This is a genomic window from Pseudomonas sp. Fl5BN2 (assembly GCF_009908205.1).
Taxonomy (GTDB): Bacteria; Pseudomonadota; Gammaproteobacteria; order Pseudomonadales; family Pseudomonadaceae; genus Aquipseudomonas.
On the sequence record NZ_JAAARL010000003.1, the window covers coordinates 368,648 to 384,311 of the forward strand.

At 61.6% G+C, this 15,664-nt stretch carries 12 protein-coding genes and 1 pseudogene; 11 read left to right on the forward strand and 2 right to left on the reverse strand.

Translation table 11 applies throughout. From position 1 onward, the window contains the following. Positions 1 to 187: 187 nt before the first annotated feature. Positions 188 to 2,407, reverse strand: a complete 2,220-nt coding sequence (locus tag GV819_RS06155; RefSeq protein WP_161754505.1) for a primosomal protein N' — start codon at positions 2,405 to 2,407, stop codon at positions 188 to 190. Between the two features lie 299 nt (positions 2,408 to 2,706). Between GV819_RS06155 and rpmE the strand changes: the two genes are divergently transcribed. The 3 genes from rpmE (at position 2,707) to GV819_RS06170 (ending at position 5,205) form a co-directional block, all read left to right on the forward strand. Continuing rightward, positions 2,707 to 2,928 carry a 50S ribosomal protein L31 gene (gene rpmE / locus GV819_RS06160; protein WP_161754507.1) on the forward strand — a complete coding sequence of 74 codons (222 nt, stop codon included), beginning with the start codon at positions 2,707 to 2,709 and terminating at the stop codon, positions 2,926 to 2,928. Between the two features lie 41 nt (positions 2,929 to 2,969). Then, a complete protein-coding gene (locus tag GV819_RS06165; RefSeq protein ID WP_161754509.1) occupies positions 2,970 to 3,749 on the forward strand; it encodes a thermonuclease family protein in 780 nt (259 codons plus the stop codon). Positions 3,750 to 3,936: 187 nt separating this feature from the next. Further along, positions 3,937 to 5,205 (forward strand): malic enzyme-like NAD(P)-binding protein, encoded by a 1,269-nt coding sequence (locus tag GV819_RS06170; RefSeq protein WP_161754511.1) that lies wholly within the window; start codon positions 3,937 to 3,939, stop codon positions 5,203 to 5,205. Positions 5,206 to 5,310: 105 nt separating this feature from the next. Here the strand turns inward: GV819_RS06170 and GV819_RS06175 are convergent, their stop codons facing one another. After that, complete coding sequence (locus GV819_RS06175; RefSeq protein WP_372242031.1) at positions 5,311 to 7,743, reverse strand: penicillin-binding protein 1A; 2,433 nt, start codon at positions 7,741 to 7,743, stop codon at positions 5,311 to 5,313. A gap of 218 nt (positions 7,744 to 7,961) precedes the next feature. On the opposite strand from GV819_RS06175, the gene pilM reads away from it, so the two are divergent. The 8 genes and pseudogenes from pilM (at position 7,962) to GV819_RS06215 (ending at position 15,605) form a co-directional block, all read left to right on the forward strand. Further along, the gene (pilM, locus tag GV819_RS06180) at positions 7,962 to 9,023 is read left to right on the forward strand and encodes a type IV pilus assembly protein PilM (protein WP_161754515.1); all 1,062 of its coding nucleotides are present in this window, start codon (positions 7,962 to 7,964) and stop codon (positions 9,021 to 9,023) included. Then, on the forward strand, positions 9,023 to 9,589 hold the full coding sequence (locus tag GV819_RS06185; RefSeq protein ID WP_161754517.1) for a PilN domain-containing protein: 567 nt from the start codon (positions 9,023 to 9,025) through the stop codon (positions 9,587 to 9,589). Before pilM ends, GV819_RS06185 begins: the two co-directional genes overlap by 1 nt. Next, positions 9,586 to 10,209, forward strand: coding sequence for a type 4a pilus biogenesis protein PilO (locus tag GV819_RS06190; RefSeq protein WP_161754519.1), 624 nt, complete (start codon positions 9,586 to 9,588; stop codon positions 10,207 to 10,209). The genes GV819_RS06185 and GV819_RS06190 overlap by 4 nt, the downstream gene beginning before the upstream one ends. Continuing rightward, positions 10,206 to 10,733 carry a pilus assembly protein PilP gene (locus tag GV819_RS06195; protein WP_161754521.1) on the forward strand — a complete coding sequence of 176 codons (528 nt, stop codon included), beginning with the start codon at positions 10,206 to 10,208 and terminating at the stop codon, positions 10,731 to 10,733. The genes GV819_RS06190 and GV819_RS06195 overlap by 4 nt, the downstream gene beginning before the upstream one ends. A 169-nt stretch (positions 10,734 to 10,902) precedes the next feature. Then, a pseudogene (locus tag GV819_RS06200) lies at positions 10,903 to 12,249 on the forward strand (type IV pilus secretin PilQ); the annotation flags it as partial. A 4-nt stretch (positions 12,250 to 12,253) separates the two neighbouring features. Next, positions 12,254 to 12,772, forward strand: coding sequence for a shikimate kinase AroK (aroK, locus tag GV819_RS06205; protein ID WP_161754525.1), 519 nt, complete (start codon positions 12,254 to 12,256; stop codon positions 12,770 to 12,772). A gap of 144 nt (positions 12,773 to 12,916) precedes the next feature. Next, a complete protein-coding gene (aroB, locus tag GV819_RS06210; RefSeq protein WP_161754527.1) occupies positions 12,917 to 14,017 on the forward strand; it encodes a 3-dehydroquinate synthase in 1,101 nt (366 codons plus the stop codon). Positions 14,018 to 14,027: 10 nt separating this feature from the next. Next, entirely contained in the window at positions 14,028 to 15,605 is a 1,578-nt protein-coding gene (locus GV819_RS06215) for an SPOR domain-containing protein (RefSeq protein ID WP_161754529.1), read from the forward strand. Positions 15,606 to 15,664 lie beyond the last annotated feature (59 nt).

A 15,664-nucleotide genomic window follows, 5' to 3' on the forward strand; every position in this document is an offset into this window, starting at 1 on the left:
GCGGCGGCGCTTCAGTGCGCAGGTGGAAAAACTGAGCATTATCCGTTGCTGGAACGGGCTTGCCAACTATAGAGGGCTGCTTGGGGATCGGTGGTGACATTCGAGTGCCTTCGCCGGCAAGCCCGCCCCTACGGGTTTGATGCTGCCCATTGTAGGAGCGGGCTTGCCCGCGAAAACGCGATATCGATCAATACAAATCCACCGGATCCACATCCAGCGACCAACGGACCTGGCGCCCGCTGGGCATCTGCTCCAGCACCAACAGCCAGCTGCTGAGCAGCCGATGCAGTGGCGCCCGGGCGTTAGCCTGCAGCAGCAATTGCGCCCGATAACGTCCGGCGCGTCGTTCCATGGGAGCTGGCACCGGGCCCAATAGTTCGATCCCCCCCAGATTCTGTTCTGCTAGCAGGCGCTCGGCCTCGCTGCAGGCTTCATCGAGGAAGCCCTCGGCCTGGCCCGGCTTGTGCGCTTCGGCACGGAGCAGGGCCAGGTGAGCAAAAGGCGGCAGGCCAGCGGCGCGGCGCTCGCTCAGGGCCTGTTCGGCAAAGGCGAAGTAACCCTGTTCGGTCAATTGCACCAGCAACGGGTGGTCGGCCAGGTGGGTCTGGATGATCACCTTGCCCGGCTCTTCTGCACGGCCTGCACGCCCCGCCACCTGGACGATCAGCTGCGCCATGCGCTCGCTGGCGCGGAAGTCGCCGGAGAACAGGCCGCCATCGGCGTCGAGGATCGACACCAGGGTGACCCGGGGAAAGTGGTGACCCTTGGCCAGCATCTGGGTGCCCACGAGGATGCACGGGTGGCCTTTCTGGATGGTGGCGAACAGCTGGTTCATCGCGTCCTTGCGCGAAGTGCTGTCGCGGTCCACCCGCAGCACCGGGTAATCGGGGAACAGGATGCCCAGGCGTTCTTCCGCCCGCTCGGTGCCGGCTCCCACGGGGCGCAGGTCGACCTTGCCGCATTGTGGGCAATGGCGCGGAACCCGCTCCACATGGCCGCAATGGTGGCAGCGCAGCTCGCCGGAGCGCTGGTGCACGGTCATGCGCGCATCGCAGCGTTGGCACTCGGACATCCAGCCGCAGTCGTGGCAGAGCAGGGTCGGGGCGAAGCCGCGGCGGTTGAGGAACACCAGCACTTGTTGCCCGGCCGCCAGGGTCTGGCCGATGGCTTGTTGCATGGGGCCGGAGATGCCGCTGTCCAGGGGGCGACTCTTCACATCCAGCCTTAGGAAGCGCGGCTGCTTGGCACCGCCAGCGCGCTCATTCAGGCGCAGCAGGCCATAGCGGCCGGTGTAGGCGTTGTGCAGGCTTTCCAGGGACGGAGTGGCCGAGCCGAGGACAATCGGGATGTTTTCCTGGCGCGCGCGCACCAGGGCCAGGTCGCGCGCGTGGTAGCGCAGGCCTTCCTGCTGTTTATAGGAGCCGTCGTGTTCTTCGTCGATGATGATCAGCCCGGGGTTCTTCATCGGCGTGAACAGCGCCGAGCGGGTACCGATGATGATGTCGGCCTCGCCATCCCGGGCGGCGAGCCAGGCATCCAGGCGCTCGCGATCGTTGACCGCCGAGTGCAGTAGGGCGATGCGCGCGTTGAACCGTTGCTCGAAGCGCGCCAGGGTTTGCGGACCAAGGTTGATCTCCGGGATCAGTACCAGGGCCTGCTTGCCCGCTTCCAGGGTTTCACGGATCAGTTGCAGGTAGACCTCGGTCTTGCCGCTGCCGGTGACGCCGGCCAGGAGGAAGGCGTGATAACTGTCGAAGCCTGCGCGAATGGCTTCATAGGCGGCGCGTTGCTCGCTGTTGAGCGGCAGTTCCGGCTGGGCCAACCAGTGTTCGTGGCGCACTCCGGGAGCGTGCTTGCGCACTTCTACCTGCACCAGGTCCTTGGCCAGCAGCAGATCCAGGCTGTCCTTGCTCAGCATCAGCTTGCTCAGCAGCGTGTGGGGTACGCCGTGAGGATGCTGGGCCAGGGTCGCGAGGGCTTCGCGCTGGCGCGGGGCGCGGGCGATGCGCGGGTCGTCCTGCCGGGCGCCGGGAGCAATCGACCAGAAACGCTCCTGGCGAGCTTCGGCCAGTTCGCCCTGGCGCAGCAGCACCGGCAAGGCCCAGCTCAGGGTGTCCCCCAGGCTGTGCTGATAGTACTGGGCGGTCCACAGGCACAGCTTGAACAGTGCCGGGGGCAGCGGCGCAGTGGGGTCCAGCAGGGCCAGTGCCGGCTTGAGTTTGTCCGCCGGGACCTCGCTGTGATCCGCCACTTCCACCAGGATGCCAATCATTTCCCGGCGGCCGAAGGGCACTCGCAGACGCATGCCCGGATGCAGCTGGGCGCGCAGCACGCCGGCCGGAGCACGGTAGTCGAACAGGCGGCGCAGGGGCGAAGGCAGGGCGAGGCGCAGGATGGCGTCGGGCACGCGGGAAAATCTCGTTGAGCGGACGGTAAATAAGCCCCGGAGCCTAACAGAGGAGCGGTGGAGTGTCCTGTACAAGCGTGCGTGCCTCCCGCTGATTGGGAGGCTGGCAGAACCAGATCCGCCAAGCGCGATTCGAAGGGTGGCAAAGCGAGGGCTGTCAAGGTTACGGGCGGTTTTTCTGATGGAATGCAGTCAGGGTCTCTTGCGCGATTGATGCGGTCTGGTAGAATTCGCGCCCTAATTCGTGCGGTATTCAACAATAGTGTTGGGTGGCGGCACGCTAGCCTGAGGAATACACCATGAAAGCCAATATCCATCCAGTATACGAAGCCATTACCGCTACTTGCAGCTGCGGTAACGTCATCGAAACTCGCTCCACCCTGGCCAAGCCTCTGAGCCTGGACGTGTGCAACGAGTGCCACCCGTTCTACACCGGTAAGCAAAAAACTCTGGACGTTGGCGGTCGTGTCGACAAGTTCAAGTCGCGTTTCGGTGCTTTCGGCGCAACGAAAAAGGCCTAAGGCTGATCGTTGTGGAAAGCCGATATCGACTTTCCTCGCTGATGAAAAAGGCGTCCCAAGTGGGCGCCTTTTTTGTGGGCGCGATTTGGCTGACCGCCGCCCAGGCGTTTTGCCCGGCACCAAAGGGGCTGATTCCTGCGACGGTACAGCGGGTAGTGGATGGCGACACGTTGCGCCTCAAGGATGGCCGCAGCGTGCGCATGATCGGTCTCAATGCGCCGGAGTTGGCCGGCAAGGGGCGTCCCGCAGAGCCCTATGCGCTGGCGGCACGGCAGCGCTTGCAACAGCTAGTGGCACAAAGTGGTGGCAGGGTTGGCTTGCTGGTGGGGCGCGAAAGGCGTGATCGCTATGGTCGGACCCTGGCCCATGTCTATGGCGCCAGTGGCATCAACTTTGAGGCCCGACTGATCGCTGAAGGGCTCGCCTATCAGGTCGCGGTAGCGCCGAACGTCGCCCAGATCGCCTGCCAACAGGCCGCTGAAAACCATGCGCGCCGTGCTGGGCTGGGGCTTTGGCGACGTTCACCTGTACTGAAAGCGGAGCAGATCCGCCGCTCGGGTTTTGCCTTGGTCGAGGGCCGTGTGAGCAAGGTGCAGCGCAATCGTGGCGGGATTTGGATCGCATTGCAGGGCAAGGTTGTATTGCATATTGCACCCAATGTCCTGGGGCGCTTCGATCGCCAGTTGCTCAAAGGTCTTTCGGGACGGCGGATCGAGGTTCGCGGCTGGGTGATGGATCGCTCGCGCGAAGACCGCTTCAAATCTGCCGGAGCACGCTGGATGTTGTCATTGAGTGATCCCTCCGCCTTCAGACTTCTCTGATAAAGAAAAATTGTAGACATTTTTTAATCAGATTGTGAACAGTTGAAAGCCTTGTATCCCGCGGCTCTTGGCCCAAAGTCGTACGCTACAGGCCTTGACAGGGGTGACTGGCCAGTCTTGTGGGGACTATGCGACACGCGTATCCTCGGCGGTCCGTCTGTCCAACAGCAAAAAGCGGAATGCCCACATGTCTGATTTGAAAACTGCCGCTCTCGAATATCATGCCCATCCTCGTCCAGGAAAGCTGAGTGTCGAGCTCACCAAGGCCACTGCTACCGCTCGTGATCTGGCGTTGGCCTACAGCCCCGGCGTAGCCGAACCGGTACGCGAAATCGCTCGCGATCCGGAACTGGCCTACAAGTACACCGGCAAAGGCAACCTGGTTGCCGTCATTTCCGATGGCACCGCGATTCTCGGTCTGGGTAACCTCGGTCCGTTGGCCTCCAAGCCAGTGATGGAAGGCAAAGGCGTACTGTTCAAGCGTTTCGCCGGGATCGATGTATTCGACATCGAAGTCGATTCCGAAAGCCCGCAGGCCTTCATCGACACCGTCAAGCGCATCTCCATCACCTTCGGCGGTATCAACCTCGAAGACATCAAGGCACCTGAGTGCTTCGAGATCGAGCGCGCGCTGATCGAGCAGTGTGACATCCCGGTATTCCACGATGACCAGCACGGTACTGCGATCGTGACCGCAGCCGGCATGATCAACGCCCTGGAAATCGCTGGCAAAACCCTGGCCGATGCCAAGATCGTCTGCCTGGGTGCCGGTGCTGCTGCCATCTCCTGCATGAAGTTGCTGGTGAGCATGGGTGCGCAGATCGAGAACATCTTCATGGTTGACCGTACCGGTGTGATCCACTCCGGCCGTGATGACCTGAACCAGTACAAGGCAGTGTTTGCCCACACCACCGACAAGCGCACCCTGGGCGACGCCCTGCAAGGTGCTGACGTGTTCGTCGGTCTGTCCGGTCCGAACCTGCTGAGCGCTGAAGGCCTGAAGTCGATGGCGCCGAACCCGATCGTGTTCGCCTGCTCGAACCCTGATCCGGAAATCGCTCCAGAGCTGGCTCACGCCACCCGTGACGACGTGATCATGGCCACCGGTCGTTCGGACTACCCGAACCAGGTGAACAACGTGCTGGGCTTCCCATTCATCTTCCGTGGAGCCCTGGACGTACGTGCCAAGCGCATCAACGAAGAAATGAAGATCGCCGCGGCCAACGCCCTGCGTGAATTGGCCAAGCTGCCAGTGCCACAGGAAGTGTGCGATGCCTACGGCGGCATCAAGCTGGAATTCGGCCGTGAGTACATCATTCCGAAGCCAATGGATGCTCGCCTGATCACCGTGATCTCCGATGCAGTGGCCAAGGCCGCTCTCGAGACTGGCGTGGCAACCCTGCCGTATCCGAAGAACTACCCGCTGAAAAGCGTGGATGACGTGTTCAACGGTTAATCGCAGACCCATAAAAAACCCGGCCTTGGTGCCGGGTTTTTTTATGCAGAATTTTCAAGCGGCAAGAGCGCGCGGTGTCGCTCGTTCTTGCCGCCTGAGGTTGATCTAGAACAGATCGATCGGTGCCGCTTCGTCCGCTGGCAGAGGGCTGCCCGGGGCCGCGCCATTGCCCAGTTCGTTGACCGACGGTGGGCTGTCTTCGCTTTTGAACAGTTCGAAGTAGGCATTGGGCGTGCCCGGAGTAGCGGCGCGGCCACTGACCGGGTCGACCCGCAGGCTGAGGATGCCTTCCGGTTCGGGCTGGGTATGCGGCGGCTTGCCCTTGAGGGCGGCACCCATGAAGTTCATCCAGATCGGTAGCGCCACAGTGCCGCCGTATTCACGACGCCCCAGGCTTTCCGGTTGGTCGAAGCCGGTCCACACCGTGGTCACGTAGTCGGCGTTGTAGCCGGAGAACCAGGCATCCTTGGAATCGTTGGTGGTACCGGTCTTGCCGGCCAGGTCCGAGCGGCCAAGGGCCAGTGCGCGGCGCCCGGTCCCCAGCTTGATCACGTCCTCGAGCATGCTGTTGAGGATGTAGGAGGTGCGTCCGTCAATGATCCGCTCGGCCACTGCTGGAGTCTGCACCGGCGCTTGTGCTGGATTCTCGCCAGCGACTGTGTTGACCGTGAAGTTGTGCTCCGGGGCCGCGATGCCACTGCTGGCGGTATCACCGGTGGGGACGCTGGGCGGGTTGGCGCTGAACAACATCTCGCCGTTGCGGCTTTCGATCTTGTCGATGATGTACGGGCTGATCTTGTAGCCGCCGTTGGCAAAAGTGCTCCAGCCAGTGGCGATTTCCATGGGCGTCAGGGTCGCGGTGCCCAGGGCCAGGGACAGGTTGCGCGGCAGGTCCTGCTTGTTGAAGCCGAACTTGCTGATGTAGTCGATGGTGCGGTCCACGCCCATGCTTTGCAGGAGGCGGATCGACACCAGGTTGCGCGACTTGTACAGCGCTTCGCGCATACGGATCGGGCCGAGGAAGGTGTTGGTGTCGTTTTTCGGACGCCAGACCTTGTCCAGGTATTCGTCGACGAACACGATCGGTGCATCGTTCACCAGGCTGGCTGGGGTGTAGCCGTTGTCCAGGGCGGCGCTATAGATGAACGGCTTGAAGCTCGAGCCGGGCTGGCGCTTGGCCTGCATCGCCCGGTTGTAGTTGCTCTGCTCGAAGGCAAAGCCGCCCACCAGGGCGCGGATGGCCCCATTCTGCGGATCCAGGGTCACCAGGGCGCCTTGAGCCACCGGGATCTGACTGAACTTCAGCGAGTTGTCCGCCTGGCGCTGCACGCGAATCAGGTCGCCGACCTGGGCTACGTCCGCTGGTTGGCGAGGGACCGGCCCCATGCTGTTGGTGTTGAGGAACGGCCGGGCCCATTTCATGGTGTCCCAGGCCACATGCTCTTCGCCGTTGCGGGTCAGCACCTGGACGCCATTCTTCTCGACCTGGGTGACGATCGCCGGTTCCAGGCCGCTGATAGTGCGCTGCTTGGTCAGCTCGGTGGTCCAGGCTGCCTGGGTCTTGCCTGGCAGGCGGGATTCCGGACCGCGATAGCCGTGGCGCTGGTCATAGGTCATCAAGCCTTCGTGGACCGCGGTATTGGCCATCTCCTGCAGGTCGCTGGGCACCGTGGTGGTGACTCGGAAACCTTCGGTATAGGCGTCGCTGCCATAGCGACCGACCATCTCGGCGCGGGCCATTTCGGCGACATACGGCGCATTCACTTCCGGGGTCGGTACGTGATAGCTGGCATTCAGCGGCTCGTTGAGCGCCTCGGTGTAGGCTGCCTCGGTGATCTTGCCGAGCTTGTACATGCGGCCGAGGATCCAGTCGCGACGTTCCTTGCTGCGCGCCGGGTTGGCCAGCGGGTTGAAGCGCGAAGGCGCCTTGGGCAGGCCGGCGATCATCGCCATCTGGGCCAGGCTCGCGTCACGAATGGACTTGCCGTAATACACCTGGGACGCTGCCTCGATACCGTAGGCGCGGTTACCCAGGTAGATCTTGTTGACGTACAGCTCGAGGATCTCGTCCTTGGTCAATTGCCGTTCGATCTGCAGGGCCAGGAGAATTTCGGTGGTCTTGCGCGAGAAGCTGCGTTCGCTGCTGAGGAAGAAGTTCTTCGCCACCTGCATGGTGATGGTGCTACCGCCCGACTGGATGTGTCCGCTCTTGACCAGCTGGGTCGCAGCGCGCATCAGGCTGCTGGGGTCAACCCCGTAATGGTTAGCGAAGTTGTCGTCTTCAGCACTTAGTAACGCATTGATGAAGTTGGGTGGAATGTCGGCGAAACGTATGGGGGTACGGCGCATTTCGCCAAATTCTGCGATCAACTTGCCGTCGCTGCTGTACACCCGCAGGGGAATCTGCAACTGGATGCTTCTCAGGGCCTCAACCGACGGCAGGCCGGGACTAAGATAGAGATACGCACCGGAAAGGGCGAGGAGCAGCCCGCAGAACACCGCGACGATGGACCACCCGAAAAACTTCAGCAGACGAATCAAGGCTTTTGGATTTCCAGAGAAAGGAATGAATTAGGCGTCAGGGCATTGACGGCAATCAGGGGCCGACCCACGCAGCAGGTAAAAGCGGAAAAAACGCTGGGCATTATAAGCATTTTCCACCGAGAGCGTCATTTGCCCGTCTGTCAAGACGCGGCGATTGAGCGCAAGGCGCCTCAAGGAGTCCGTAACTCACGGATAGTCATAGGGAATTGGTCGTGCTTGGACTCTTCAGCAAAAAGCCGAGTTCCCTTCTGGGGATCGATATCAGTGCGACCTCAGTCACGCTTCTGGCCTTGAGTCGTCAGGGGACGGGCTACCGGGTCGAGGCTTATGCCAGGGAGTGCCTGGCGCCCGAGACGTTGCTCGACCAGCGCAGCGCCGATCCCGAGGTGCTGGCCATGGCCTTGTCTCGCGCCTGGCTCAAGAGCGGCAGCCGCCTCAAGGGCGCGGTGGTGGCGGTGGCCGGTGAGGTGGTGATCAGCAAGCTGATCGAGATGCCGGCGGGGCTGCCCGCCGATGAACTGGAGAGCCAACTTGTGCTGGAGGCCGGTCAGTACATTCCCTATCCCCTGGAGGAGGTGACCATCGACTTTGAGGTGCAGGGCGCGGTGCACGGCGATCCCCGGCGGGTCCAGGTGTTGCTGGTGGCCTGTCGCAACGAACATGTTGAACACCTCGAATTGGTGCTGACCCTGGCCGGCCTGACCCCGCAGATAGTGGAGACCGCGCCCCTGGCCCTGGAGCGCTGCCTGCAGACGCTGACTGTGCATCTGCCATCTGCGTCCCGCTCGGTTGTGGCACTGCTGGAGATAGGCGCGAACATGAGCACTTTCAGCGTGCTGCACGGTGGGCAGATCATCCACAGCCACGAGCAGCTGTTCGGCAGTCGAGCGTTGCTGGAGACCCTTGAGCAACGTTATTCATTGACGCTGGACGAGATGCTGCTGGCGCAGCGTCAGGACGGTCTACCGGAGGGTTGTGCCGAGGAAGTACTGCGTGCGTTCGAACAAGGCGTGCTCCAGCAGTTGTCCCGCTCCTTGCAGTTGTTTGCTGCCTCGCCCCAGCAACAGCCGGTGGGCCTGTTGTTGCTGGCAGGTGATGGCAGTCGCCCGGCGGGTTTGGACCGACGGGTGGAGCAGCAACTAGGAATTAGCACGTTTGTCGCCAACCCTTTTCTCGGCATGGCGGTGAGCGACCAGGTCGATGCCCAGCTGCTTGCAGCAGAGGCTCCGAGCCTGCTGATCGCCTGCGGCCTGGCGTTGAGAGGATTTGACTGATGGCTCGGATCAATCTTCTGCCTTGGCGCGAGGCGTCGCGTGAGCTTCGACGCCGGCGTTTCCTGCAGGCGCTGGCAGCAATGATCGTGCTCGGGGGTGGGGTAGTCCTGTTGGCCGACGCCTACATCGGTCGGCTGATCGAGCGGCAGCGTCTGCGTGGCCAATATCTGGGGCAGGCGACGCTGCGACTGGACAAGCAGATCGCCAGTATTCATGAGCTCAAGGCACAGCGTCAGCAACTGCTTGAGCGCATGAGCATCATTGAAGGCCTGCAGGGCAATCGCTCGTCCAATGTGCGGGTTTTCCAGCAGTTGACCCGCAGCTTGCCCGATGGCGTGTATTTCACCGAAGTGGATCTGCAGGGGCAGAGCCTGGTCATCAGCGGGGCTGCCGAGTCGAACAACCGGGTATCGGACTTGATGCGCAATTTGCAATCTGCCGAGGGTTTTGCCGCGCCCAGCCTGACCAAGGTCAAGAGCGCTGCGGATACCAATCAGGGCCTGGGTAACCTGTTTCGGCTCAGTGTGGGGCAGACGCCCGTGTTGCCTGTGGAGCCGGGAGGATGAGCGTGGGACGCTGGTTAGTGGAGTTGCGTCGCAGCGATCTGCGGGCGCTGGACCTGGGCAACCTTGGCTCCTGGCCGGCACTGATCAAGACGTTGGTGGCGGTTCTGCTGTTGCTGTTGGTGCTGGTGTCGGGCTACAGCCTTTATCTGGCTTCGCGCCTGGAACAACTGGACCGGCAGCGCCAGGAAGAGATCCGTTTCAAGCAGCAATTCGCTGATAAGGCTCGACAGGGGGCCAATCTTGAGCGTTACCGCGAGCAGTTAGAGGCCATACAAAACAGCTTTGAGCTGTTGCTGCGCCAGTTGCCTAATGACGCCGAAGTTCCAGGGCTGCTTGAAGACATCAGTCGCGTGGGGTTGGGCAGTGGCTTGGCCTTTGAAGAGATCAAGCTGCAATCGGAGGTGGCCCGGCTGTTTTATGTCGAGTTGCCGATTCAGATCACCGTCACCGGTGCCTATCACGATCTGGCGACCTTCGTCAGCGGGGTCGCCGGGTTGCCACGAATCGTCACCCTGCATGATTTTCAGATCAAGCCTGTGGAAGCCGGCAATCCCGAGCGCTTGCGCATGAGCATTGAGGCGCGAACCTACAGGTATGACCGCCTGGAGCCGCAGTCGTGAGGCGCTTGCGCTGGGCTGCGTTCGGTTGCTTGTGCGTGGGCCTGTGGGGTTGTAGCGGTGGCGATGACTTCGCTGACCTGGACGCCTATATGAATGAAGTGCGCGGGCAATCAGTAGGGCCGATTGAACCAACACCGCTCATCCGCTCTTACCCCTCGTTCACCTACAGCGCCAGTGCATTGCGCAGTCCGTTTCAGCCGAAGCAAACAACCGACCTGGCAGCTCGTCAGCAGGGAGTGAGTGCGGTTCGGCCCGATCCGCAGCGGGTCCGGCAATACCTCGAAGGTTTCGATATCGAGCAGTTGCAGATGGTCGGGACCCTGTCCAACGCCTCGGGAAGCTTTGCCCTGCTGCGCGGCGCCGGTGGGGTGCATCGGCTCAAGGTCGGTGACTACCTGGGCCGCAGCGAAGGCCGGATCGTGGCCATCAGGGATTCCCAGGTGGAGGTAGTGGAAATTGTTCCCGATGGAACGGGAGCCTGGCTGGAGCGACCGCGGACTCTGCCGCTGAAAACACACTCTTAAGTGGGATCTGGAAATGAACAGGACTGTTTCAGCCTTCGGTGCTGCGCTATGGATAGCGTTGCAGGCGTCGATGGTCGGCGCTGCCGAGCCCAAGGCCGCCACTTCTGGTGGAGTAACTCAAGTGCCGGGCAAGCGCCTGGCTGAACCTGCGGATACGGTGCGCTCGACCTTCCACGCCGATGCCCGGTTGAGCGCCAGCGTCCGTCCTCTGGCGGATGCAGATGCCAGGCGCAGTGCATCGGCTCCTGACTACAGCGGCGAAAAACTCTCGTTGAACTTCCAGGACATCGAGGTGCGTTCGGTATTGCAACTGATCGCCGATTTCACCGGCCTCAATCTGGTGACCAGCGACACCGTGCAAGGCGGCATCACCTTGCGCCTGCAGAATGTGCCCTGGGATCAGGCCCTGGACCTGGTCCTCAAGACCAAGGGCCTGGACCAGCGCAAGATCGGTAATGTACTGCTGGTGGCCCCGGCGGATGAAATCGCCGCCCGGGAACGCCAGGAGCTGGAGTCGCAGAAACACTTGGAGGATCTGGCACCCCTGCGACGGGAGCTGTTGCAGGTCAATTACGCCAAGGCTGCAGACATCGCCAAGTTGTTCCAGTCGGTGACCGGTACCGAGGAGAAAGCTGAGCAGCGTGGTTCGATCACCGTCGATGAGCGTACCAACAACATCATTGCCTACCAGATCCAGGAGCGCCTTGACGAGCTGCGGCGCATCGTCGCTCAGCTGGATATTCCGGTACGCCAGGTGATGATCGAGGCACGGATCGTCGAGGCCAATGTCGACTACGACAGGAGCCTGGGCGTGCGCTGGGGCGGGTCGGTGCAGAACAAGGGCAATTGGAACGCCTCGGGCGTGCAAAACGGGGCCAGCGGTTCGTCGACCATTGGCAGCCAAGGCAGCAGTGGCAGCAACTCGCCGTTTGTCGATCTGGGAGCCACGGCCAACACTTCGGGTATCGGCATCGCCTACATCACCAACAACGTGTTGCTGGACCTGGAACTGGCTGCAATGGAGAAGACCGGCAATGGCGAGATTGTCTCCCAGCCCAAGGTGGTCACTTCCGACAAGGAAACCGCGAAGATCCTCAAGGGCACCGAAATTCCCTATCAGGAGGCCAGCTCCAGTGGCGCGACCTCGGTGTCATTCAAGGAGGCCTCGCTCTCTCTGGAAGTGACGCCGCAGATCACTCCGGACAATCGCATCATCATCGAGGTCAAGGTCACCAAGGATGAGCCCGACTACTTGAACAAGGTCCAGGATGTACCGCCGATCAAGAAGAGCGAAGTCAATGCCAAGGTCCTGGTCAGTGACGGTGAGACCATCGTCATTGGCGGGGTTTTTTCGAATACCCAAAGCAAGGTTGTAGATAAAGTGCCATTTCTTGGCGATGTGCCGTATCTTGGCCGCCTTTTCCGGCGTGACGTGGTGTCGGAGAAAAAATCCGAGCTGCTGGTATTTCTCACTCCACGTATCATGAACAACCAGGCGATTGCTGTGAGTCGTTGATTCTGTGCGAAATTTGATTCTTGTTGGGCCGATGGGGGCTGGAAAAAGCACCATAGGCCGCTTACTGGCCAAAGAGCTGCGCCTGCCATTCAAAGATTCCGATAAGGAAATTGAACTGCGTACAGGCGCGAATATCCCGTGGATCTTCGATAAGGAAGGCGAGCCGGGCTTTCGCGATCGCGAGCAGGCGATGATCGCCGAGCTGTGCAGTGCCGATGGCGTGGTCCTGGCCACCGGCGGCGGTGCGGTAATGCGCGAAGCCAATCGTCGGGCACTGCGTGCCGGCGGACGAGTGGTCTATCTGCATGCCTCGGTGGAGCAGCAGGTAGGGCGCACCGCTCGGGACCGCAATCGTCCCTTGCTGCGCACCGCCGATCCGGCCAAGACCCTGCGTGACCTGCTGGAGATCCGCGACCCGCTTTATCGGGAAATCGCCGATCTGGTGGTGGAAACCGATGAGCGGCCGCCACGAATGGTGGTGCTGGACATACTTGAGCGCCTGCAGCAGCTGCCACCCCGTTAATGCATCGAGCGAAATGCGCTATTCTCGGCGTCGCGCCTGACCGCCAAGGTGTGGCGCAGAGCTATCGGGCGGCGTCAGAAAACCAGACGAGGCCCATCGTCAATAAAGGCAGAACGCCTGCTTCCATCTTCACTGTGGGGACACATGCAGACACTTAAGGTCGATCTAGGCGAGCGCAGCTACCCGATTCATATTGGTGAAGGATTGTTGGACCAGCCTGAGTTGCTGGTGCCGCACATTGCCGGGCGGCAAGTGGCGATTATTTCCAATGAGACCGTCGCGCCGCTGTACCTAGAGCGCCTGACCCGCAGCCTGACGCAGTTCTCGGTGATCTCGGTGGTCTTGCCCGATGGTGAGGCCTACAAGAACTGGGAAACCCTGCAGCTGATCTTCGACGGCCTGCTGACTGCGCGTCACGACCGCCGTACTACCGTCATCGCCCTGGGGGGCGGTGTGATCGGTGACATGGCCGGTTTTGCCGCGGCCTGTTATCAGCGTGGAGTGGACTTCATCCAGGTTCCCACCACCCTGTTGTCCCAGGTGGACTCCTCGGTGGGCGGCAAGACGGGTATCAACCATCCCCTGGGCAAGAATATGGTCGGCGCTTTCTATCAGCCGAATGTGGTACTGATCGACACCACCAGCCTCAATACCCTGCCGAGCCGCGAGCTGTCGGCGGGCCTGGCGGAAGTCATCAAGTACGGCCTGATCTGCGATGAGCCGTTTCTCACCTGGCTGGAAGAAAATGTCGACCGTCTGCGGGCGTTGGACCAGCAGGCGCTGACCTACGCCATCGAGCGCTCCTGCGCGGCCAAGGCCGCCGTGGTGGGTGCCGACGAACGTGAATCGGGGGTGCGTGCCACCCTCAACTTGGGTCATACCTTCGGCCACGCCATCGAAACCCACATGGGCTACGGTGTCTGGTTGCATGGGGAGGCGGTGGCTGCCGGCACCGTAATGGCCCTGGAAATGTCCACGCGCCTGGGCTGGATCTCCAGCCAGGAGCGTGACCGCGGTATTCGCTTGTTCCAGCGCGCGGGCTTGCCGGTCATCCCTCCTGAGGAGATGACCGAAGCGGATTTTCTCGAACACATGGCAATTGACAAGAAAGTGATCGACGGTCGTTTGCGTCTGGTGCTGTTGCGCCACATGGGCGAAGCCGTAGTGACCGACGATTATCCGAAAGAGGTTTTACAGGCCACGCTGGGAGCGGATTACCGCGCCCTGGCTCAGCTTAAAGGTTAATAAGATCCCGATGACTAGTTTGCACGCCGACGAGGCTTTCCTCGGCCATTACCAGTTGAGCCATGATCCCTTCGCTCCACGGGTCCCTGGCTTCAAGTTCTTTCCTGCCCAACGCAAGCCTGTGCTGGGGCAACTACATCACCTGGCCCGCTACAGCCAGCTGCTGCTGGTGGTCACCGGACCTCAGGGCAGCGGCAAGACCCTGCTGCGCCAGGCCCTGGTAGCCAGCACCAACAAGCAATCGGTGCAGAGCGTGGTGGTCTCCGCCCGTGGGGCTGGCGACGCTGCCGGCGTGCTGCGCCAGGTGGCTCAGGCGCTGAACGTGGCTCAGGCCGAAATCGGCGCGATCCTGGCTCAGGTGGTGCAATTGGCCCTGACCGGCCAGGAAGTCTATCTGCTGGTGGATGATGCCGAGCAGCTTGACGAATCCGCGCTTGAGGCCCTGCTGGCCCTGGCGGCCGGTGCTCCGGAAGGTCGCCCGCACGTGTTCCTGTTCGGCGAGTCGTCGCTGATTGCCGACCTGGATCAACTGAGCACCGAGGAAGAGCGCTTCCACGTCATCGAGTTGCAGCCCTATACCGAAGAGGAAACCCGCGAATATCTGGCCCAGCGACTTGAAGGCGCAGGTCAGGGTATCGAACTTTTCTCCGCAGATCAGATCAGTGATATTCACGAAAGCTCCGATGGCTGGCCGGGCAACATCAACCAGGTCGCCAGGGATGCAATGATCGAAGCCATGATCGCCAGCCGCTCTGCGGTGAAGCGTCCAAGTATGGGGTTCAACATGCCGAAGAAACACGTATTGGCCATTTCCGCTGTAGTGGTTGTGGCCGTGGCCGCGGCCTGGTTGATGCCGGGTCGCAGCAAGGCGCCAACTACCGGGGCTCCTGCCAATGAGCAGGCGCAACTGCCTCTGGGGCAAACGCCGACAGCCAATGGCAACCCAGCGGTGGAATTTGCCGGCTCATCGCAGCCGATGCCGCTGCCGTTGGTCGGTCAGTCGCAACCGGTGATGCGCGGTCCATTGGCGGAAGCCGCAGGCGGTATCAGCGAAGGCGATGACGGGGTTCCTGTGGAAGGCTCCAGCGCCGTTCCGCCGACGGTCACCACTATTGCGCCACCTAGTGGTGTAGCGGCCGGTCCGACCCCAACGCCGGCAGCACGTCCAACTCCAGCACCGACCCAGGTTGCCAGCGCCAAGCCGGTTCCTGCGGCCAAGCCAGTGGAAAAACCACTGGCCGCCAAACCTGCTGCAGCCGCCAAGCCGGCAGAAAAGCCGGTCACCGTGGCCAAGGCCGCCGGTGGCAGCTGGTACGCCGGGCAGGCGCCAGGCAACTATGTGGTGCAGATCCTCGGTACCAGCTCGGAAGCCACTGCGCAGAACTTCGTCAAGGAACAGGGCGGCGAATACCGCTACTTCAAGAAAGTCCTCAACGGCAAGCCGCTGTATGTGATCACCTACGGCAACTTCTCCAGCCGCGATGCAGCGGTCAGCGCCATCAAATCCTTGCCAGCGAAGGTTCAGGCTGGTAAACCTTGGCCTCGCACTGTCGCTAGCGTTCAACAAGAACTGGCAACAACCCGCTGAAGATTCGGCGGCCTTACCCAGGCCGCCTCTCCCGGCAACCTCAAATTTCCGCATCGGCA

Bases quoted from the DNA above. Each gene is read 5' to 3' on its own strand.
- rpmE (WP_161754507.1), top strand. From the start codon at position 2,707: ATGAAAGCCAATATCCATCCAGTATACGAAGCCATTACCGCTACTTGC.
- GV819_RS06165 (WP_161754509.1), top strand. From the start codon at position 2,970: ATGAAAAAGGCGTCCCAAGTGGGCGCCTTTTTTGTGGGCGCGATTTGG.
- GV819_RS06170 (WP_161754511.1), top strand. From the start codon at position 3,937: ATGTCTGATTTGAAAACTGCCGCTCTCGAATATCATGCCCATCCTCGT.
- GV819_RS06185 (WP_161754517.1), top strand. From the start codon at position 9,023: ATGGCTCGGATCAATCTTCTGCCTTGGCGCGAGGCGTCGCGTGAGCTT.
- GV819_RS06190 (WP_161754519.1), top strand. From the start codon at position 9,586: ATGAGCGTGGGACGCTGGTTAGTGGAGTTGCGTCGCAGCGATCTGCGG.
- aroB (WP_161754527.1), top strand. From the start codon at position 12,917: ATGCAGACACTTAAGGTCGATCTAGGCGAGCGCAGCTACCCGATTCAT.
- GV819_RS06215 (WP_161754529.1), top strand. From the start codon at position 14,028: ATGACTAGTTTGCACGCCGACGAGGCTTTCCTCGGCCATTACCAGTTG.